At 66.6% G+C, this 18,864-nt stretch carries 17 protein-coding genes; 7 read left to right on the top strand and 10 right to left on the bottom strand.

Annotated elements, in window-relative coordinates:
• Window positions 1–109: 109 nt before the first annotated feature.
• Window positions 110–1,297: an acetyl-CoA C-acetyltransferase gene (locus ACVCNR_RS08120; protein ID WP_354198031.1), complete on the bottom strand. Its 1,188-nt coding sequence runs from the start codon at window positions 1,295–1,297 to the stop codon at window positions 110–112.
• 285 nt (window positions 1,298–1,582) lie between these two features.
• On the opposite strand from ACVCNR_RS08120, the gene phaR reads away from it, so the two are divergent.
• Window positions 1,583–2,185, top strand: coding sequence for a polyhydroxyalkanoate synthesis repressor PhaR (gene phaR / locus ACVCNR_RS08115; RefSeq protein ID WP_447074320.1), 603 nt, complete (start codon window positions 1,583–1,585; stop codon window positions 2,183–2,185).
• A gap of 99 nt (window positions 2,186–2,284) precedes the next feature.
• On the opposite strand, the gene ACVCNR_RS08110 is transcribed toward phaR, so the two are convergent.
• Complete coding sequence (locus ACVCNR_RS08110) at window positions 2,285–3,478, bottom strand: diaminopropionate ammonia-lyase (protein ID WP_447074319.1); 1,194 nt, start codon at window positions 3,476–3,478, stop codon at window positions 2,285–2,287.
• A gap of 106 nt (window positions 3,479–3,584) precedes the next feature.
• Between ACVCNR_RS08110 and ACVCNR_RS08105 the strand changes: the two genes are divergently transcribed.
• The 3 genes from ACVCNR_RS08105 (at window position 3,585) to ACVCNR_RS08095 (ending at window position 6,186) form a co-directional block, all read left to right on the top strand.
• A complete protein-coding gene (locus ACVCNR_RS08105) occupies window positions 3,585–4,085 on the top strand; it encodes an Lrp/AsnC family transcriptional regulator (RefSeq protein ID WP_447074318.1) in 501 nt (166 codons plus the stop codon).
• 66 nt (window positions 4,086–4,151) lie between these two features.
• On the top strand, window positions 4,152–5,201 hold the full coding sequence (locus ACVCNR_RS08100; RefSeq protein ID WP_447074317.1) for a dipeptidase: 1,050 nt from the start codon (window positions 4,152–4,154) through the stop codon (window positions 5,199–5,201).
• A 127-nt stretch (window positions 5,202–5,328) separates the two neighbouring features.
• Window positions 5,329–6,186 carry an RNA polymerase factor sigma-32 gene (locus ACVCNR_RS08095; RefSeq protein ID WP_354198021.1) on the top strand — a complete coding sequence of 286 codons (858 nt, stop codon included), beginning with the start codon at window positions 5,329–5,331 and terminating at the stop codon, window positions 6,184–6,186.
• A 15-nt stretch (window positions 6,187–6,201) separates the two neighbouring features.
• On the opposite strand, the gene trmD is transcribed toward ACVCNR_RS08095, so the two are convergent.
• Together trmD and rimM are read right to left on the bottom strand one after the other, a co-directional pair.
• The gene (gene trmD, locus ACVCNR_RS08090; protein WP_447074316.1) at window positions 6,202–6,888 is read right to left on the bottom strand and encodes a tRNA (guanosine(37)-N1)-methyltransferase TrmD; all 687 of its coding nucleotides are present in this window, start codon (window positions 6,886–6,888) and stop codon (window positions 6,202–6,204) included.
• A complete protein-coding gene (gene rimM / locus ACVCNR_RS08085) occupies window positions 6,885–7,493 on the bottom strand; it encodes a ribosome maturation factor RimM (RefSeq protein ID WP_447074315.1) in 609 nt (202 codons plus the stop codon). The genes trmD and rimM overlap by 4 nt, the downstream gene beginning before the upstream one ends.
• Window positions 7,494–7,593: 100 nt before the next feature.
• Here rimM and ACVCNR_RS08080 point away from each other — a divergent pair, with 100 nt between their 5' ends.
• From ACVCNR_RS08080 to ACVCNR_RS08070, 3 genes are all read left to right on the top strand, one after another.
• Entirely contained in the window at window positions 7,594–8,541 is a 948-nt protein-coding gene (locus tag ACVCNR_RS08080; RefSeq protein WP_447074314.1) for a tyrosine recombinase XerC, read from the top strand.
• A gap of 45 nt (window positions 8,542–8,586) precedes the next feature.
• Window positions 8,587–9,651, top strand: a complete 1,065-nt coding sequence (locus ACVCNR_RS08075) for a TraB/GumN family protein (protein ID WP_447074313.1) — start codon at window positions 8,587–8,589, stop codon at window positions 9,649–9,651.
• A 150-nt stretch (window positions 9,652–9,801) separates the two neighbouring features.
• Complete coding sequence (locus ACVCNR_RS08070; protein WP_447074312.1) at window positions 9,802–10,230, top strand: hypothetical protein; 429 nt, start codon at window positions 9,802–9,804, stop codon at window positions 10,228–10,230.
• Between the two features lie 65 nt (window positions 10,231–10,295).
• Here the strand turns inward: ACVCNR_RS08070 and lpdA are convergent, their stop codons facing one another.
• From lpdA to sucC, 6 genes are all read right to left on the bottom strand, one after another.
• A complete protein-coding gene (gene lpdA, locus ACVCNR_RS08065; protein WP_447074311.1) occupies window positions 10,296–11,714 on the bottom strand; it encodes a dihydrolipoyl dehydrogenase in 1,419 nt (472 codons plus the stop codon).
• Window positions 11,715–11,796: 82 nt separating this feature from the next.
• A complete protein-coding gene (locus ACVCNR_RS08060) occupies window positions 11,797–12,315 on the bottom strand; it encodes a hypothetical protein (RefSeq protein ID WP_447074310.1) in 519 nt (172 codons plus the stop codon).
• A gap of 11 nt (window positions 12,316–12,326) precedes the next feature.
• Window positions 12,327–13,586: a 2-oxoglutarate dehydrogenase complex dihydrolipoyllysine-residue succinyltransferase gene (gene odhB, locus ACVCNR_RS08055; protein ID WP_354198005.1), complete on the bottom strand. Its 1,260-nt coding sequence runs from the start codon at window positions 13,584–13,586 to the stop codon at window positions 12,327–12,329.
• 31 nt (window positions 13,587–13,617) lie between these two features.
• Complete coding sequence (locus ACVCNR_RS08050) at window positions 13,618–16,605, bottom strand: 2-oxoglutarate dehydrogenase E1 component (protein WP_354198003.1); 2,988 nt, start codon at window positions 16,603–16,605, stop codon at window positions 13,618–13,620.
• 135 nt (window positions 16,606–16,740) lie between these two features.
• Window positions 16,741–17,643 carry a succinate--CoA ligase subunit alpha gene (sucD, locus tag ACVCNR_RS08045; RefSeq protein WP_447074308.1) on the bottom strand — a complete coding sequence of 301 codons (903 nt, stop codon included), beginning with the start codon at window positions 17,641–17,643 and terminating at the stop codon, window positions 16,741–16,743.
• Window positions 17,644–17,649: 6 nt separating this feature from the next.
• On the bottom strand, window positions 17,650–18,846 hold the full coding sequence (sucC, locus tag ACVCNR_RS08040; RefSeq protein WP_447074307.1) for an ADP-forming succinate--CoA ligase subunit beta: 1,197 nt from the start codon (window positions 18,844–18,846) through the stop codon (window positions 17,650–17,652).
• Window positions 18,847–18,864 lie beyond the last annotated feature (18 nt).

The following is an 18,864-nucleotide window of genomic DNA, read 5'->3' as shown; positions in this document are numbered from 1 at the left end:
AAGGCAGTAAGGCAGTAGGGCAGTAGGGCAGTAAGGCAGTAAGGCAGTAGGGAAACGGTCAGTTCGGGCTTCTTTACATATTGCCCTACTCCCCTACTGCCCTATTCCCCTAATTCATCCCCTCCAGGCACATGGCGACGCCCATGCCGCCGCCGATGCACAGCGTGGCCAGGCCTTTCTTCGCGCCGCGGCGCTTCATCTCGTAGACCAGCGTGTTGAGGATGCGGGCGCCCGAGGCGCCGATCGGATGGCCGATGGCGATGGCGCCGCCATTGACGTTGACGATATCGGGGTTCCAGCCGAGCCCCTTGTTGACGGCGCAGGCCTGGGCGGCGAAGGCCTCGTTGGCCTCGACGAGGTCGAGGTCGTTGACCGACCAGCCCGCCTTTTCCAGCGCCTTCTTCGAGGCCGGGATCGGGCCGGTGCCCATCACCGCCGGATCGACGCCGGCGGTCGCCCAGGAAGCGATGCGGACGATCGGCGTGAGGCCACGGCGCTGGGCCTCGGCCTCCGTCATCAACAGCACGCCGGCGGCGCCGTCATTGATGCCGGAGGCGTTGCCGGCCGTCACCGTGCCTTCCTTGTCGAAGGCCGGCTTCAGCTTCTGCATGGCATCGATGGTGGCGCCGTGGCGGATGTATTCGTCGTCCTCGACCACGGTGTCGCCCTTGCGCGACTTGACCGTCACCGAAACGATCTCGTCCTTGAACTTGCCGGCCTTCTGGGCGGCCTCGGCCTTGTTCTGCGACGCCAGCGCGAACCGGTCCTGCTCGTCGCGGGAAATCTGGAACTCACGCGCGACGTTTTCGGCGGTGATGCCCATGTGGTAGCCGTTGAAGGCATCCCACAGGCCGTCCTTGATCATGGTGTCGATCATCTTGTAGTCGCCCATCTTCACGCCGGCGCGCAGATGCTGGGCATGCGGCGAAAGCGACATCGATTCCTGCCCGCCGGCCACGATGACGCGGGCATCTCCGCTGGCGATCTGCTGCATGCCGAGGGCGACGGAGCGCAGGCCCGAGCCGCACACCTGGTTCATGCTCCAGGCCGAAGCCTCCTTCGGTACGCCGGCCAGCATCGCGGCCTGGCGGGCGGGGTTCTGGCCCTGGGCGGCGGTCAGCACCTGGCCGAGGATGACCTCGTCGACCTCGGCGGCGTCGACGCCGGCGCGGGCCAGCACTTCCTTGATCACGATGGCGCCAAGCTCATGTGCCGGCAGGTTGGCGAAGGCGCCGCTGAAGGAGCCCACGGGGGTGCGGGCGGCGCTGACGACAACGATGGCGTTGGAAGCGGACATGTTTTTCTCCGGACTTTTCAGGACGGCATTTCGACGGGTTTCCTTAACTTTTGTTGCCCTTTCCGAAACGCGAGTCAAACCGGAAATGCGGCCGTCACGCCGGCGCCGCCAGGCCGGCTCAGCAATGCTGCGCAGCATTTTGCACCGCCGTCGACCCGTTCATTTCTTCTGCACTGCACAAAATGACTTGGAGTCGCGTCTGTTTTGGGCCTATCCTGCAAGCAGTGGAAATCAGGCAGTAAGTGCTTGCTTACCAATGTGCCGAAGCTGATCGGGAGGACGCTGATGGCTGCGAAAGACGAACCGGTGATCATCAAGAAATACGCCAATCGCCGGCTCTACAACACCGGAACCAGCACCTATGTGACGCTGGAGGACCTGGCCACCATGGTCAAGCGCGGCGAGGACTTCACCGTCCAGGACGCCAAGAGCGGGGACGACATCACCCATTCGGTGCTGACCCAGATCATCTTCGAACTGGAAAACAAGGACGGGCAGAACATGCTGCCGATCCCGTTCCTGCGCCAGCTCATCGCCTTCTATGGCGACCAGATGCAGATGATCGTGCCGTCCTTTCTCGAACAGTCCATGCTCGCCTTCTCGAAGGAACAGGAGCGCTTCCGCGAGCAGATGAAGGATGCGATCGGCAAGTCGCCCATGGACATGATGAAGATGCCGACGCCGATGAAGGCGCTGGAGGAGCAGACACGGCGCAACATGGAGATGTTCCAGAACGCCATGCGCATGTTCACCGCCTTCCCGGCCGGTGCCGCGTCGCAGCAGGCGGACCCGCAACCGCGCAAGGAGACCGCGGAGCGGGGAGACGATCTTCAGGAACTGAAGGATCAGATCGCTGCGATGCAGCGCAAGCTCGACACGCTGTCATAGGCCGAGGCTGATATCCGGAAATGAAGCCGGCCGCCCTTTTGGACGGCCGGAAACAAGAGCTACAGGCGCGCGCCGGAGGCGGTGCCTCCGGTCGGCGCGTCATGCCGTTTCGAGCACCTTGTCGGGCGCGGTGCCGACGATGGCCTCGTAGCGGGCCTTGTCGGTGGCCGTCTCGGTGTTGATGAGGAAGATGCGCGCATTGCCGTCCAGGCCGAGCGCCGCCCTGGCTTCGGCGTCGCCGGCGGCGCGGATCAGCCCGGCAAGGCCGGCGCAGCCGCTTTCGCCGGCGACGATGGCCGGGTCGGAACCCTTCGGGCGCGCCAGGCGCCGCATGGTCTCGGCGGCGTCCTCCTCGCTCACCGTCATGAAGGCCTCGGCCTTGCGCGACAGCACCCGCCAGCCGACCAGCGACGGCTCGTAGCATTCGAGCATGGCCATGATGGTGGCCTCGCCATGCTCGACCTTGACCGGATGGCCGACGCGGGCGCTTTCCAGGATGCAGGCCGCCCGTTCCGGTTCGACGACGATGAATTTCGGCCGCTTGTCGCCGAACACGATGTCGAAATAGCCGGCCACGGCCGCCGCCAGCCCGCCGACGCCGGCCTGGATGAAGACATGGGTCGGCGGCTGCGGCAGGGCGCGCAGCGCTTCGCCCAGCATGGCCGTGTAGCCCTGCATTACCAGCGAGGGAATGCGCTCATAGCCCGGCCAGGACGTGTCGGAAACCACGGTCCAGCCGTTCTCCCGGCACACCCTTTCGGCCTCGGCGACGGAATCGTCATAGGTGCCCTCGACCCGGATCATCTCGGCGCCGTATTGGGCGATGGCGGCGACGCGCTCGTCGCTGACGCCCGAATGGACGAAGATCGCGGCCTTGGCGCCGACCATACGGGCGCCCACGGCCACCGACTTGCCATGGTTGCCGTCCGTCGCGCAGCCGAAGGTCATGGTTTCGGCGATTTTGCGCACCGCCGGCGATTGCAGGTCGGAAATATCGACCGGCTGGCCGAGCTTGCGGCCGGCTGCCTCCAGCACCAGCCGGATGACGGCATAGGAGCCGCCCAGCGCCTTGAAGCTGCCGAGGCCGAGCCGGAAGCCTTCGTCCTTGATGTGGATGGAGGCGACGCCGAGTTCCTTCGCGAGGTTGTCCAGCGCATGCAGCGGCGTCGGCTCGTGGTTGGGGCGATGCTGGAGGAAGCGCTCGACGGTGCGGGCTTCCTCGAGGCTCAGCGTCTCGGCATCGGCGGGATCGAGCGCCTTGTCATGGTCGGGGTGGGTGTTCAGGATCAGCATGGTTGCTCCTCGCTTCCGGGAGGCTGAAGTTTATTGCATCTACAGGGCTGGATTTCTTCTTTTCCTGCCGCCAGAATGCAAAAAACTCTCGATTTTGGGGACCGCCATGCCCGAACCGGCACCGGAAGGACTCGACCGCTTCGATCTGGCGATCCTCGCCATATTGCAGCGGGACAACACGGTGCCGCACCGGGTGCTCGGCGAGCGGGTGAACCTGTCGGCGGCGGCCGTGCACCGGCGTGTACGGCGCATGGAGGAAAGCGGCGTCATCACCGGCAATTTCGCTGCCGTCGATCCGGCCCGCGTCGGCCAGCCCATCACCATCGTGGTGGAGGTGCAGGTCGAAAGCGAGCGGCTCGACCTGCTCGATGCAGCCAAGCGCAGTTTCGCCGCCGACCCGGCCGTGCAGCAATGCTACTATGTGACCGGCGAGGCCGATTTCGTGCTCATCGTCACGGTCGCCTCGATGGCGGACTACGATGCGCTGACGCGCCGCCTGTTCTTCGAGAATCACAATGTGAAGCGCTTCCGCACGCTGGTGGTGATGGACCGGATCAAGGCCGGGCTTGCGGTGCAACTGCCGGACCAGAACCCGGAGCGAATCTGATAGTCTCCATCCCCGCACCAGACAATCCGGCCCCACACCAGACATTCCGGTAAGGACGACGCGCAAGTGACAGAATTGATACCCGTCTTCGACGGCCACAACGACACGCTGATGAAACTCTACGAGGCGGCGGAGCCGGACAAGGAAAAGCTGTTCGTCGAAGGCAGCCCGGCAAGCTGGCACATCGACCTGCCGCGCGCCCGCAAGGGCGGGCTGGCCGGCGGCATGTTCGCCATCTTCCCGCCGCCGCTGCAAAGAACCCGGCGCGGCAACGCGGCGCCGGGCACCGACGAACCGCTGGCCTCGGAACTCGGCCGGGCCGAGGCGCTGGACGCGACGGTGGCGATGGCCTCCATCCTGCTGCGGCTGGAGCGGGCCGGGGCGGTGAGCGTCTGCCGCAGCGCCGCCGATATCCGTGCCGCCATGGCCGCCGGCCGGCTCGCCACCGTGTTCCACATCGAGGGCGCCGAAGCCATCGACACCGACCTTGCCATGCTCGACGTGCTGCATGGCGCCGGCCTGCGTTCCCTCGGCATCGTGTGGAGCCGGCCCAACGCCTTCGGCCATGGCGTGCCGTTCCGCCTGCCGTCCTCGCCGGACACCGGCCCCGGCCTCACCGATGCCGGCAAGGCGCTGGTCAGGGCCTGCAACCGGCTGCGCATCATGATCGACCTGTCGCACCTGAACGAGAAAGGGTTTCGCGATGTCGCGGAACTGAGTGATGCGCCGCTGGTCGCCACCCATTCCAATGTCCATGCGCTGTGCCCGCATGCCCGCAACCTCACCGAATGGCAGCTCGGCGCCATCCGCGACACCGGGGGCATGGTGGGGTTGAACTTCGCCACTGGCTTCCTGCGCGAGGACGGCCGAATGGACCCGAACACCGGCCTCGATGTGATGGTCCGCCACATCGGCGCGCTGGTGGAGGCGCTGGGCGAGGATCATGTCGGCTTCGGCTCGGATTTCGACGGGGCGACGATTCCGGCTGCCATCGGCGACGTTTCGGGCCTGCCGCGCCTCATCGAAGCGCTGGCCGCCCATGGCTTTGGGCGCGAATTGATCGAGAGGATCGCCTGGAAGAATTGGGTGCGCGTCCTGGAGCGCACGATCGGATAGTCAACCCCTGGCTGTCATTCGGGCGGAACCAATCCGCCCCGCATCACGTTATGGCCGCGGTCCCGTACATGTCCGCAGTCTTGTCGCGGCATTCGGGCAGAAGTCGATCGGATGCCGGAAAGTCGCGATGATCCAGGACAGCATAGAACGCAATTTCATCCGCGCCGCCATGACCGCGCCCTATCTGGAGCGCGAGGAGGAGCAGGCGCTGGCGGTGAGCTGGCGCGAGCGGCACGACCAGGAGGCGCTGAACCGCATGACGGTGGCGCATATGCGTCTGGTCATCTCCATGGCGGCGAAATTCCGCAATTACGGCCTGCCGATCGGCGACCTCATCCAGGAAGGCCATGTCGGCCTGCTCGAGGCCGCGGCGCGGTTCGAGCCGGAGCGTGACGTGCGCTTTTCCACCTATGCCACGTGGTGGATCCGCGCCTCGATGCAGGATTACATCCTGCGCAACTGGTCGATCGTGCGCGGCGGCACCAGCTCGGCCCAGAAGGCGCTGTTCTTTAACCTGCGCCGGCTGCGGGCGCGGCTTTCCGCCGGTTCCGACACGCTTTCCAACGCCACCATCTATCAGGAGATCGCCACCACGCTCGGCGTGCCGGAAGCCGATGTCGCGACCATGGATTCGCGGCTTTCCGCGCCGGACAGCTCGCTCAACGCGCCGCTGTCGGGCGAGCCGGATTCGCTGGAGCGCATGGATTTCCTCGTCTGCGACGATCCTCTGCCCGACGAGGTGGCCTCGCAGGCCATCGACGTCGAACGCCGCACCATCTGGCTGAAGGATGCGCTGGGCGCGCTCAACCCGCGCGAGCTGCGCATCATCGAGGAACGACGCCTCAAGGACGACGGGGCGACGCTTGCCGAACTCGGCGAAGCCATGGGCATTTCCAAGGAGCGGGTGCGCCAGCTCGAGGCGCGCGCCATGGAAAAGCTGAAAGTGGCGCTGGTGGCGCGCAACCCGGAATTCATGGCCGCCTGAACCCGGCGGCGGCTTTTACTCTTCAGGCAGCAGGTCGGGGCGCCTTTCGCGGGTCAGCTTCTCGGCCTGCGCCCGCCGCCATGCCGCGATCCTGGCATGGTTGCCGGAGGTCAGCACCTCGGGGATCGTCCGGCCCTCGAATTCCTGCGGGCGCGTGTAATGCGGGTGCTCGAGCAACCCGCCTTCGAAACTTTCCTCCTCGCCCGACAGTTCGTTGCCCATGACGCCCGGAAGCAGGCGCACCACGGCGTCGAGCAGCACCAGTGCCGCCGGCTCGCCGCCGGAGAGGATGTAGTCGCCGATCGACACTTCCTCCAGTTGCCGGGCCTCGATCAGGCGCTGGTCGACGCCCTCGAAGCGGCCGCACAGGATGACCGCGCCGGGACCGGCGGCCAGTTCGCGTACGCGCTGTTGCGTCAGCGGCCGGCCGCGCGGGCTCATCAGCAGGCGCGGGCGCCGGTCGGAGGGCGGGGAAGCGTGGTCGATGGCGCGGGCCAGCACGTCGGCGCGCATCACCATGCCGGCGCCGCCGCCGGCCGGGGTGTCGTCCACGGTGCGGTGGCGGTCGGTGGCGAAGTCGCGGATCTGCACGGTCTCCAGCGACCAGGTGCCGGCCTCCAGCGCCCGCCCGGCCAGAGACATGCCCAGCGCACCCGGAAACATCTCCGGGTAGAGGGTCAGCACCGAGGCGGAAAAGCTCACCGGTTGCCTCCGGCATCCCTGGGGCCGCGCGGCCGGTCGGAGGCGTCGAAGGTTTCATCCTCTTCATCCGGACGGCCGTCCTCGTCGCCGTCGTCCACCAGCCCGGCGGCGACGGGATCGACGCGGACATAGCCTTCCGCGACCGACACGTCCGGCACGGCGGCCTGGGTGAAGGGAATGAGCACGCCCTTGCGGCCGCCGATCATCAGGTCGAGGATATCGCCGCCGCCGAAATTCTGCACCGCCAGCACCTTGCCGAGCACGGCGCCGGTGTCGTCGCGCACGTCGAGGCCGATCAGGTCGGCATGGTAGAACTCGTCCTCCTCCTCCGGCTCGGGCAGCACGGAGCGGTCGACGAACAGTTCGGTGCCGGTCAGCGCCTCGGCGGCGCTGCGGTCCCTGACCTCGGCGAAGCGCACGACGGCCACGTTGCCGGCGGGGCGGATGCTGGCGACCTGGAAGGAGCGGCCGTCCTGCGTGTAGAGCGGGCCATAATCGCCCAGCGCCTCAGGGTCGCCGGTGAAGGTCTTGACGCGCAATTCGCCCTTGATGCCATGCGGCGCGCCGATCACGGCCATCTGGACGGGGTTTTCGAGCTTGGCCATGACATTCGATCCTTGCAGTCTGGTGATGTCCTAGATCGGGGGCAGGGCCTTTTCAAGCAAGCTTCACCGCTTCCTAACCCGATCGGGTGAAGATGCGCGCATGAAGACACAGGAACAATTCCTCATTTCGGCCCGGCCGGACCTTCAGGCGGCGCGCGCCGAATGGCTTTCGGCGCTGGCCGGCGAGCGGCGGCTGTCGGCGCTGACGGTCGAGGCCTATGAGCGCGACACGCGCCAGTTCCTGCAGTTTTTGACCGGCCATTGCGGCGGGCCGCCGGGCATTGCCGATATTGCCGAGCTCAAGCCGGCGGACCTGCGCGCCTTCCTCGCCTCGCGGCGGGGCGCGGGGGCCGGGGCGCGCACGCTGGGGCGGGGGCTGGCCGGCATACGCTCGCTGCTGCGTTTCCTCGAGCGCCTGGGCATGGCGAATGCAGCGGGCGCTGCGGCCCTGCGCGCACCCCGGCAGCCGAAATCCCTGCCCAAGCCGCTGACCGCGCCCGACGCCAAGCGCGTGGTGGCGGCGGGCGAGCAGCTTGCCGAGGAGCCCTGGATCGCGGCACGCAACGCGGCGGTGCTGACCCTTCTCTATGGCTGCGGCCTGCGCATTTCGGAGGCGCTCGGCCTCACCGGCGGCGAACTGGCCGATGCGGGCGAAACCGTGCTGCGCGTGACCGGCAAGGGCGGCAAGACGCGGCTGGTGCCGCTGCTGCCCGTCGCCGCCAAGGTGGTGATGGAGTACCGGCGCCTGTGCCCCTATCACCTCGAAGTCGAACAGCCGTTGTTTCGCGGGGCGCGCGGCGGGCCGCTCAACCCGGCCATCATCCAGCGCGAGATGGTGCGTCTGCGCTCGGCGCTCAACTTGCCGGATACGGCGACGCCGCATGCGCTGCGCCATTCCTTCGCCACGCATCTGCTCGGCCGCGGCGGCGACCTGCGCACCATCCAGGAATTGCTCGGCCATGCCAGCCTGTCCACCACGCAGGTCTATACCGGCGTCGACACGGCGCGGCTGCTGGAAATCTACGAAGCTGCCCATCCGCGCGCCTGACGATCGGGTTAACGGTTTCGCCGCGATTTGACGGTAGGAAAGGGCATGACACGCACACTCGCCCTGGCCGACCGTACCGCCCTGTTCTGCCTCAAGTTGCTGGCGGGGCTGAACCTGCTGTTCTTCCTGTCCTTCCTCATCGTGCTGGCCATGGCGACGGGCAGGGCGCAGGCCGAGGCGATCGCCTGCGCCGGCGTCGACCTGATGGAAAAGCTCGAAAAGGACGACCCGGCCGCTTATGCCAAGGCGCGGCAGGAGGCGGACGCCGTGCTCAACGGCAAGGGCGTGCTGTGGAAGCTGGAGAAGGAGGGCGCCCAGCCGTCCTATCTGTTCGGCACTTTCCACCTGAGCGATCCGCGTGTCGTCACGCTGCCGGCGTCGGCGCAGGCGGCCTATGACGGCGCCGGCACGGTGGTAATCGAAACCACCGACGTGCTCGACCCCGCGCGGATGATGGCGGCCATGGCCAGTGACCCGGAACTGATGATGTTCACCGGCTCCGAGACGCTCACCTCGCAGCTCTCGGCCGAGGATGCCGAGGTCCTGAAAAAAGGTCTCGATGCGCGCGGGATCCCGCCGGCCAGCGCGGCCAAGATGAAGCCGTGGATGCTGCTGGCCATGGTGGCGGTGCCGCAATGCGAAGTCGACCGCCGGACCGCCGGCAAGGCGATCCTCGACGTCAGGCTCGCGCAGGATGCCACGGCGGCCGGCAAGGAACTGGGCTCGCTGGAGACGGCTGCGGACCAGTTGGGCGCCATGGCTTCCTTGCCAATGGAGTTCCACATGCAAGGGCTGCTGGACACCATCCGGCTGGGCGACGGCATCGACGACATGACGGAGACGATGATCCGGCTCTACCAGCAAGGCGATGTCGGCATGATCATGCCGATGTTCAACGTCGTCATGCCGCAGGCCGAGGATGCCGCCGGCTACGCCGCCTTCGAGGAAGCGCTCATCAACCGCCGCAACAAGGGCATGATCGCCAATGCCGGGCCGTATCTTGACAAGGGCAATGCCTTTCTCGCGGTCGGGGCCCTGCATCTGCCGGGGCCGGAAGGGCTGGTCGAGGGGTTTCGCAAGGCCGGCTATGCCGTGACCAGGGTGCCGTGAACCGGCCGGATGCCGGCCGGGCGACTGTTTTGCGCTGACGGCTCTTTGGGCGTTTTCTGCGCTTCCGGTGGCTGAAAAGGCTCCCGATGCAACCTGTCGGCGTTTCTTGCGTTGGTTTGGGTTGATTGATCCTTTTTTCAGGAGGACAGAATGGCCAATCCCAACACGCCGGGTCCGGACGATCCCCGTCCGCTCGATCCTCTCAACCCGGTGCCGCCGCATTCGACATCCGATCCGCGCCTCGATCCAGCTCCTCCTCCGCGCGGTGGCGGAAGCGGCTGGATCATCGCACTGATCGTCGTCGTGCTGGCGCTTGCCGCCTACTATATCTTCGCCGGCGGCGAGCAGCCGGCGCCAGAGGCGCCGCCACCCGCGGCCACCGAACCCGCGCCTGCGCCAGCCCCGGCCGAGCCCGCGCCAGCGCCTGCGGAGCCGGCTCCCGCGCCGGCCGAACCCGCCCCGGCTCCGGCCGAGCCTGCGCCTGCGCCGGCCGAACCGGCCCCGGCACCGACCGACAGCGCTCCGGCGCCCACAGAGCCCGCTCCGGCCGAACCTGCCCCCGAGCAGCCGGCGAACTGACGGCTTACCAAAAAACGGCCCGCCGATTGGCGGGCCGTTTCCTTATGGAATGAAGCGCCGGCCGGTCAGATATGGATCGGCTTGGCGAAGGTGGCGAGCGCCGCCTCCTTGACCGCCTCCGACATGGTCGGGTGGGCGTGGCAGGTGCGGGCGAGGTCTTCCGAAGAGCCGCCGAATTCCATCAGAACCGCCGCCTCGTGGATCATCTCGCCGGCGCCGAAGCCGACGATGTGAACGCCGAGCACGCGATCCGTCTCCTTGTCGGCCAGCACCTTCACGAAGCCGTCGGTGTGCTGCATGGCACGCGCCCGGCCATTGGCGGTGAAGGGGAACTTGCCGGACTTGTAGGCGATGCCGGCCTTCTTCAGCTCCTCCTCGGTCTTGCCGACCGAAGCCACTTCGGGGCTGGTGTAGACGACGCCCGGGATAACCTCATAGTTCACGTGGCCGGCCTGGCCGGCGATGATCTCGGCAACGGCCACGCCCTCGTCCTCGGCCTTGTGGGCGAGCATCGGGCCGGCCACCACGTCGCCGATGGCGTAGATGCCGGGCACGTTGGTGCACAGATGGCCGTCGGTTTTGACGCGGCCGCGCTCGTCCATCTCGACGCCGGCTTCCTTCAGGCCGAGCCCTTCGGTGTAGGGCTTGCGGCCGGTGGCGATCAGCACGACGTCGGCCTCGACGGTCTCTGCATCGCCGCTCCCCTTGGCCGGATTGACGGGCTCGAAGGTCACGGATGCGCCCTTCTTGGCCTTGGTCACGCCGGTGACCTTGGAGCCCAGCTTGAAGGTGAAGCCCTGCTTGCCCAGCATGCGCTGGAACTGCTTGGCGACCTCCCCGTCCATGCCGCCGAGGATGGTGTCGAGGAATTCGACCACGGTGACCTTGGCGCCGAGGCGGGCCCAGACCGAGCCGAGTTCCAGCCCGATGACGCCGCCGCCGACCACGACGAGGTTCTGCGGCACCTTGTCCAGCGCCAGCGCGCCGGTGGAGGAGACGATGACCTTCTCATCGATGTCGACTTCCACGCCGGGGATGCCGGCGACGTCGGAGCCGGTGGCGATGACGATGTTCTTCGTCTCGATCTCCTGGGTCTTGCCGTCCTCGCCGGCGACCGCCACCTTGCCGGCGGCGACGACCTTGCCGGTGCCGCGGAAGGTGTCGATCTTGTTCTTCTTGAACAGGAAGGCGATGCCGCCGACATTGGCCGACACGGTGGTGTCCTTGTGCGCCATCATCTTCCCGAGGTTCAGCTTCGGCGCGGGGATCTCGACGCCCAGCGTGTCGAAGGAATGGCCGGCCTCGGCGAACATCTCGGAGGCGTGCAGCAATGCCTTGGAGGGGATGCAGCCGATGTTCAGGCAGGTGCCGCCGAAGGTCTCGCGCTTTTCGACCACCGCGACCTTGAGGCCAAGCTGCGCCGCCTTGATGGCGCACACATAGCCGCCGGGGCCCGAGCCGATGACGACGACATCATATGCCATTTGTCCATTCCTTTCCTGCCGGCCGTTGCGGCCATTCCATTGAGGTCGCGGCGGCCGGACAGACGGCGCGCCGGTGAGAAAGCTATTCCTGGCAACCCTTCAGGGTGAAGATATCTCCGGGAAGCCGCGCATCGTCGACATCCTCGCCGAAGATGGAAGCCTGCCGCAATGTCGGGCCGAGATCGGGGAAGATCAATGTCTGCGGCGCGGGGGTGCGCTCGGCCGGGATCGTCCCGACTTTGCCGTCCTCGCCCGCCGCATAGACCGGGCCTTCCCAAAGCGTGCATTCGGCGATCTCATCGCCGGTCACGTCGCCCTCCGGGCACTGGTACATCAGCGACGCATAGGGGCGGGGCGTCTCCTCGCTCCACATGACGATGCCGTCGAGCTGGACGCCGATGCGCAGGTTCATCCGGAAGGTGTTGGTCACCACCATGGATTCCCCGGTCGGCCGGAAATCGAGACCGGCCGCGTCGGTCGCGTCGCCATAGACGGACAGTTCCATCGGGCAGGCCGCATGGGCGGCCGGCGCGGCGGCCAGCAGCAGGGCGGCAAGGCCGAGCAACGGGCCGCCCCGCCGGACAACAGGCTTCGCGGTCACGACCGCTGCCTTTACAGGTCCAGAACCAGACGCTCCGGATCCTCCAGCGTCTCCTTGATGCGGACGAGGAAGGTCACGGCCTCCTTGCCGTCGACGATGCGGTGATCGTAGGACAGCGCCAGATACATCATCGGGCGGATGACGATCTGGCCGCCGACGACCACCGGCCGCTCCTGGATCTTGTGCATGCCGAGGATGCCCGACTGCGGCGCGTTGAGGATCGGCGTCGACATCAGCGAGCCGTAGACGCCGCCGTTGGAGATGGTGAAGGTGCCGCCCTGCATGTCGGCGACCGAGAGCTTGCCGTCGCGCGCGGCGATGCCGAGGCGGCCGATCTCCTTCTCGATCTCGGCGATCGACATCTGGTCGGCATCGCGCACCACCGGCACCACGAGGCCCTTATCGGTGCCGACCGCCACGCCGATATGGGCGTAGTTCTTGTAGATGATGTCGGTGCCGTCGATCTCGGCATTGACCGCCGGAATCTCCTTCAGCGCATGGGTCACGGCCTTGGTGAAGAAGCCCATGAAGCCGAGCTTCACGCCGTGCTTCTTCTCGAACAGCTCCTTGTACTTGGCGCGCAGGTCCATCACCGGCTTCATGTCCACCTCGTTGAAGGTGGTGAGCATGGCGGCGCTGTTCTGGGCGTCCTTGAGGCGGCGCGCGATGGTCTGGCGCAGCTTGGTCATGCGCACGCGCTCCTCGCGGCCCTCGTCCTGGGCGGGGGACGGCGCGCGGGCGACGACCGGCGCTTCCGCCGGCTGCGAGGGCGCACCCTTGGCGATGGCGTCGAGCACGTCGCCCTTGAGCACCTGGCCGCGCTTGCCCGAACCTGCCACCTGATCGGCCGACAGCTTGCTTTCGGCCAGCAGCTTGGCGGCGGACGGCGCCGGCGGCATGGTGCGCTCCTCGATCGGGCCCTCGCCGGCGATCTGCGCCTGCTGGGCGGCGGCTTCCCTGGTGGTGGAAGCGGCGGTCGGGGCCGACGCCTGCGCCACGGCCACCTCCTGCTTCGGCGCGGGCGTGGCGCCCTTGCCTTCGCCGATGGTGCCCAGAAGCGCGTCGATGCCGACGGTCTCGCCTTCCTGGGCGGTGATCTCCACCAGCGCGCCGGCTGCCGGCGCCGGCACCTCGACGGTCACCTTGTCGGTCTCGAGCTCGACCAGCGGCTCGTCGACGGCAATCGCATCGCCGACCTTCTTGAACCACTTGCCGATGGTCGCCTCGGTGACGGATTCGCCGAGAGTGGGAACGCGGATTTCGGTAGCCATTGTGCCTGTCCGTTCTGCTTGTCTTGAATTGCTATTCGCCGAGCGCATCTTCGAGGAAGGCGGCAAGCTGCGCCAGATGCTTCGACATCAGGCCGGTCGCCGGGGAGGCGGCGGCCGGGCGGCCGGTGTAGCGCACGCGCTGGTGCTTGGCGTCGATATGGGCCAGCACCCATTCCAGATAGGGGTCGATGAACGACCAGGCGCCCATGTTCTTGGGCTCCTCCTGGCACCACACCATCTCCGCGTTGCGGAAGCGCGACAGCTCGGTGATCAGGGCCTTGGCCGGGAACGGGTAGAGCTGCTCGACGCGCAGCAGGTAGATGTCGTTGATGCCGCGCTTCTCGCGCTCCTCGTAGAGGTCGTAATAGACCTTGCCCGTGCACAGCACGACGCGGCGGATCTTCGAATCCTTCACCAGCTTGATCGGCTGGTCGCCCAGATATTGCGCGTCGTCCCACAGCAGGCGGTGGAACGAGCTTTCGCCCGACATCTCGGCGATGGTCGAGACGGCGCGCTTGTGGCGCAGCAGCGACTTCGGCGTCATCAGGATCAGCGGCTTGCGGAAGTCACGCTTCAGCTGCCGGCGCAGGATGTGGAAGTAGTTGGCCGGCGTCGTGCAGTAGGCGACCTGCATGTTGTCCTCGGCGCAGAGCTGGAGGAAACGCTCCAGGCGGGCAGAGGAGTGCTCCGGCCCCTGGCCCTCATAGCCGTGCGGCAGCAGGCAGACGAGACCCGACATGCGCAGCCACTTGCGCTCGCCCGACGAGATGAACTGGTCGAACACCACCTGGGCGCCGTTGGCGAAGTCGCCGAACTGGGCTTCCCACAGCGTCAGCGCCTTGGGCGCCGAGAGCGAATAGCCGTATTCGAAGCCGAGCACCGCCTCTTCCGACAGCATCGAGTTGATGACCTCGTAGCCGGCCTGTGCCGCCGAGAGGTTGTTGAGCGGAATGTAGCGGGTCTCGTCGCGCTGGTCATAGAGCACCGAATGGCGCTGCGAGAAGGTGCCGCGCTCCGAATCCTGGCCGGACAGGCGGATCGGGTTGCCGTCGAGCAGGATCGAGCCGAAGGCCAGCGCCTCGGCCGTGGCCCAGTCGATGCCGGTGCCGTTCTCGATCGCCTGGCGGCGGTTGTCGAGGAAGCGCTGGATGGTGCGATGCGCCTCGAAGCCCTTCGGCACCTCGGTCAGCTTCTTGCCGATCTCCTTCAGCGTCTTGACCGGAACGGCGGTCTTGCCGCGACGCAGCTCGTCCTGGTTGTCGGCGGCGCGCAGCCCCGACCAGGCGCCGTCCAGCCAGTCGGCCTTGTTCGGCTTGTAGCTCTGGCCGGCCTCGAACTCCTGCTCGAGGCGAGCACGCCAGTCGGCCCGTATGCGGTCGATCTCGTCCTGGGTGATCAGGCCCTCGGCGATCAGGCGATCGCCATAGAGCTGGACGGTCGTGTTGTGGGCGCGGATGGAGCGGTACATCAGCGGCTGGGTGAATGCCGGCTCGTCGCCCTCGTTGTGGCCGAAGCGCCGGTAGCAGAACATGTCGATGACGACCGGCTTGTGGAACTTCATGCGGAATTCGATCGCCACCTTGGCGGCGTAGACCACCGCCTCCGGATCGTCGCCGTTGACGTGGAAGATCGGCGCCTCGATCATCTTGGCGACGTCGGACGGATAGGGCGACGAGCGCGAGAAGCGCGGATTGGTGGTGAAGCCGATCTGGTTGTTGATGATGAAGTGCACCGTGCCGGCGACGCGGTGGCCGCGCAGACCGGACAGGCCGAGGATCTCGGCCACCACGCCCTGGCCGGCGAAGGCGGCGTCGCCGTGGATGAGCAGCGGCAGCACCTTGGCGCGCTCCTCCAGCGGCACGATCTCCTCGCGGCTGCGGCCGTAGAGCTGGTCCTGCTTGGCGCGGGCCTTGCCCATCACCACCGGGTTGACGATTTCCAGGTGCGAGGGGTTGGCCGTCAGCGACAGGTGGACCTGATTGCCGTCGAAAACGCGGTCGGACGAAGCGCCGAGGTGGTACTTCACGTCACCCGAGCCTTCCACGTCGTCCGGGGTGAAGGAGCCGCCCTTGAACTCGTGGAAGATGGCGCGGTGGGGCTTGGCCATCACCTGCGAGAGCACGTTGAGGCGGCCGCGGTGGGCCATGCCGAGCACGATCTCCTTCATGCCGAGCGCGCCGCCGCGCTTGATGATCTGCTCCAGCGCCGGGATCAGCGATTCGCCGCCGTCGAGCCCGAAGCGCTTGGTGCCCTTGTACTTGACGTCGATGAACTGCTCGAAGCCCTCCGCCTCGATCAGCTTGGACAGGATCGCCTTCTTGCCTTCGGCGGTGAAGGAAATCTCCTTGTCGGCGCCTTCGATGCGCTCCTGGATCCAGGCCTTCTCCTCCGGGTCGGAGATGTGCATGAACTCGACGCCGAGCGTCGAGCAATAGGTGCGGGTGAGGATGTCCAGCATCTGCCGGATGGTGCCGAACTCCAGCCCAAGCACATTGTCGAGGAAGATCGGGCGGTCGTAGTCGGCCTCGGTGAAGCCGTAGTTCTGGGGCGACAGCTCGTTATAGTCCTCGAGCGGCTTGGCGATGCCCAGCGGATCGAGATTGGCGTGGAGATGGCCGCGCATGCGGAAGGCGCGGATCATCATGATGGCGTGGACGGAATCGCGCGTCGCCTGATGGACGTCGGCATTGGTGAGCGGCGTGCCGGTCTCGACCGCCTTGTCCTTCACCTTCTTGCCGATGACCTTCTCGATCAGGCCCCAGTTGCCGTCGAGGGCGGAGACAAGCTCGCCATTGGCCTGCACCGGCCAGTTGGGCTTCTTCCAGGAAGCGCCCTCGGCGTTCTTCTTCACAACCGAGGCGTCGTCCTTCAGCGCGCCGAAGAAATCCTGCCACTCGGGGTCGACGGCGGACGGATCGTCCTGCCAGGCGGCATGGAGCGCCTCGATGTAATCGGCATTGCCGCCATAGAGGAAGGAGGTGAGAGAGAATTGGTCGTTGTTCTGGTCTTGTCTCGACATGTCGCTTCTTGAAGCCCTTTGCTTCAGCTCCTTGCGTTTACGGCTCGGCCGCATATGCCTGACGGTCTCGGCCGTCGCGAAATCCCTCTCCCCCTTGGCATTCGCGCCGGGCAGGAGAACCGCCCGGCGCGTCGATCAGCCCTTGATGGCTTCGACCAGGGTTTTCCCCAGTCGGGCCGGGGACGGCGAAACCCTGATGCCGGCCGCCTCCATGGCGGCGATCTTGTCTTCGGCTCCGCCCTTGCCGCCGGAGATCACGGCGCCGGCATGGCCCATGGTGCGGCCGGGAGGGGCGGTGCGGCCGGCGATGAAGCCGGCCATCGGCTTCTTGCGGCCACGCTTGGCCTCGTCGCGCAGGAACTGCGCGGCGTCTTCCTCGGCGGAACCGCCGATCTCGCCGATCATGATGATCGACTTGGTCTCGTCATCGGCCAGGAACATCTCCAGCATGTCGATGAACTCCGTGCCCTTGACCGGATCGCCGCCGATGCCGACGGCCGTGGTCTGGCCAAGGCCTTCGTTGGTGGTCTGGAACACCGCCTCATAGGTAAGGGTTCCCGAGCGCGAGACAACACCGACCGAGCCCTTGCGGAAGATGTTGCCGGGCATGATGCCGATCTTGCACTCGTCGGGGGTGACGATGCCGGGGCAGTTGGGGCCGATCAGGCGCGACTTCGACTTGTCGAGCTTCGCCTTGACCTTGACCATGTCCATGACCGGAATGCCCTCGGTGATGCACACGATCAGCTCCATCTCGGCCTCGATGGCCTCGATGATGGCGTCGGCCGCGCCCGCCGGCGGCACATAGACGACCGAGGCGGTGGCGCCGGTGCGTTCCTTGCCCTCGGCCACCGTGGCGAAGATCGGCAGGGTCTCGCCCTTGGCGCCGGTCCAGTTCTCGCCGCCCTTCTTGGGGTGGATGCCGCCGACCATCTTGGTGCCGTGATAGGTCAGCGCCTGCTCGGTGTGGAAGGTGCCGGTCTTGCCGGTCAGGCCCTGGACGAGAACCTTGGTGTCTTTGTTGATGAGAATGGACATCTGGGCTCAGTTCCCTTTCACGGCCTTGACGATCTTCTGGGCGGCGTCGTCGAGGTCGTCCGCCGAAATCACGTTCAGTCCGCTCTCGTTGATGATCTTCTTGCCCAACTCGACGTTGGTGCCTTCGAGGCGCACCACCAGTGGCACCTTGAGGCCCACTTCCTTGACGGCGGCGATGACGCCCTCGGCGATCACGTCGCACTTCATGATGCCGCCGAAGATGTTGACGAGGATGCCCTTCACGTTCGGATCGGCGGTGATGATCTTGAACGCCGCCGTCACCTTCTCCTTGGAAGCGCCGCCGCCGACATCGAGGAAGTTGGCGGGCTCGGCGCCGTAGAGCTTGATGATGTCCATGGTCGCCATGGCGAGGCCCGCGCCGTTGACCATGCAGCCGATGTCGCCGTCCAGCGCCACATAGGCGAGGTCGTATTTCGAGGCCTCGATTTCCTTCTCATCCTCTTCCGTGGTGTCGCGCAGCTCGACCACGTCGGCATGACGGAACAGCGAGTTGTTGTCGAAGGAGACCTTGGCGTCGAGCACGCGCAGGCGCCCGTTGGTCATGACGATCAGCGGGTTGATCTCGAGCAGGCTCATGTCCTTCTCGGAGAAGGCCTTGTAGAGCAGCGGGAACAGCTTCTTCCCGTCCTCGGCGGCGTCGCCGGCGAGCTTCAGCGCCTCGTTGATCTTCGCCACGTCGGCATCGGTGACGCCCGTTTCGGGGTCGATGGCGACGGTGATGATCTTCTCCGGCGTCGCCTCGGCCACGGCCTCGATGTCCATGCCGCCCTCGGTGGAAACCACGAAGGCGACGCGGCCGACGGAGCGGTCGACCAGCAGCGACAGGTAAAGCTCGCGGTCGATGTCGGCGCCGTCCTCGATGTAGAGGCGGTTGACCTGCTTGCCGGCCGGGCCGGTCTGCTTGGTCACCAGCGTGTTGCCCAGCATTTCCTTCGCATTGGCGACGACTTCCTCGACCGACTTGGCGAGGCGCACGCCGCCCTTGGCGTCGGGGCCGAGTTCCTTGAACTTGCCCTTGCCGCGGCCGCCGGCGTGGATCTGGCTCTTGACCACATAGAGCGGACCGGGAAGCTTCTTCGCCGCGGCTTCGGCCTCTTGCGCCGAGAAGATCGGCACGCCGTCGGCGACGGGGGCGCCATAGGCTTTCAGAAGCTGCTTGCCCTGATATTCATGGATGTTCATTTGCAAGCCTCTCCTTGG

The organism is Aquamicrobium terrae (assembly GCF_052978165.1).
The sequence above is the reverse complement of the archived record's forward strand: the minus strand, read 5'-3'. Positions and strand labels throughout refer to the sequence as shown.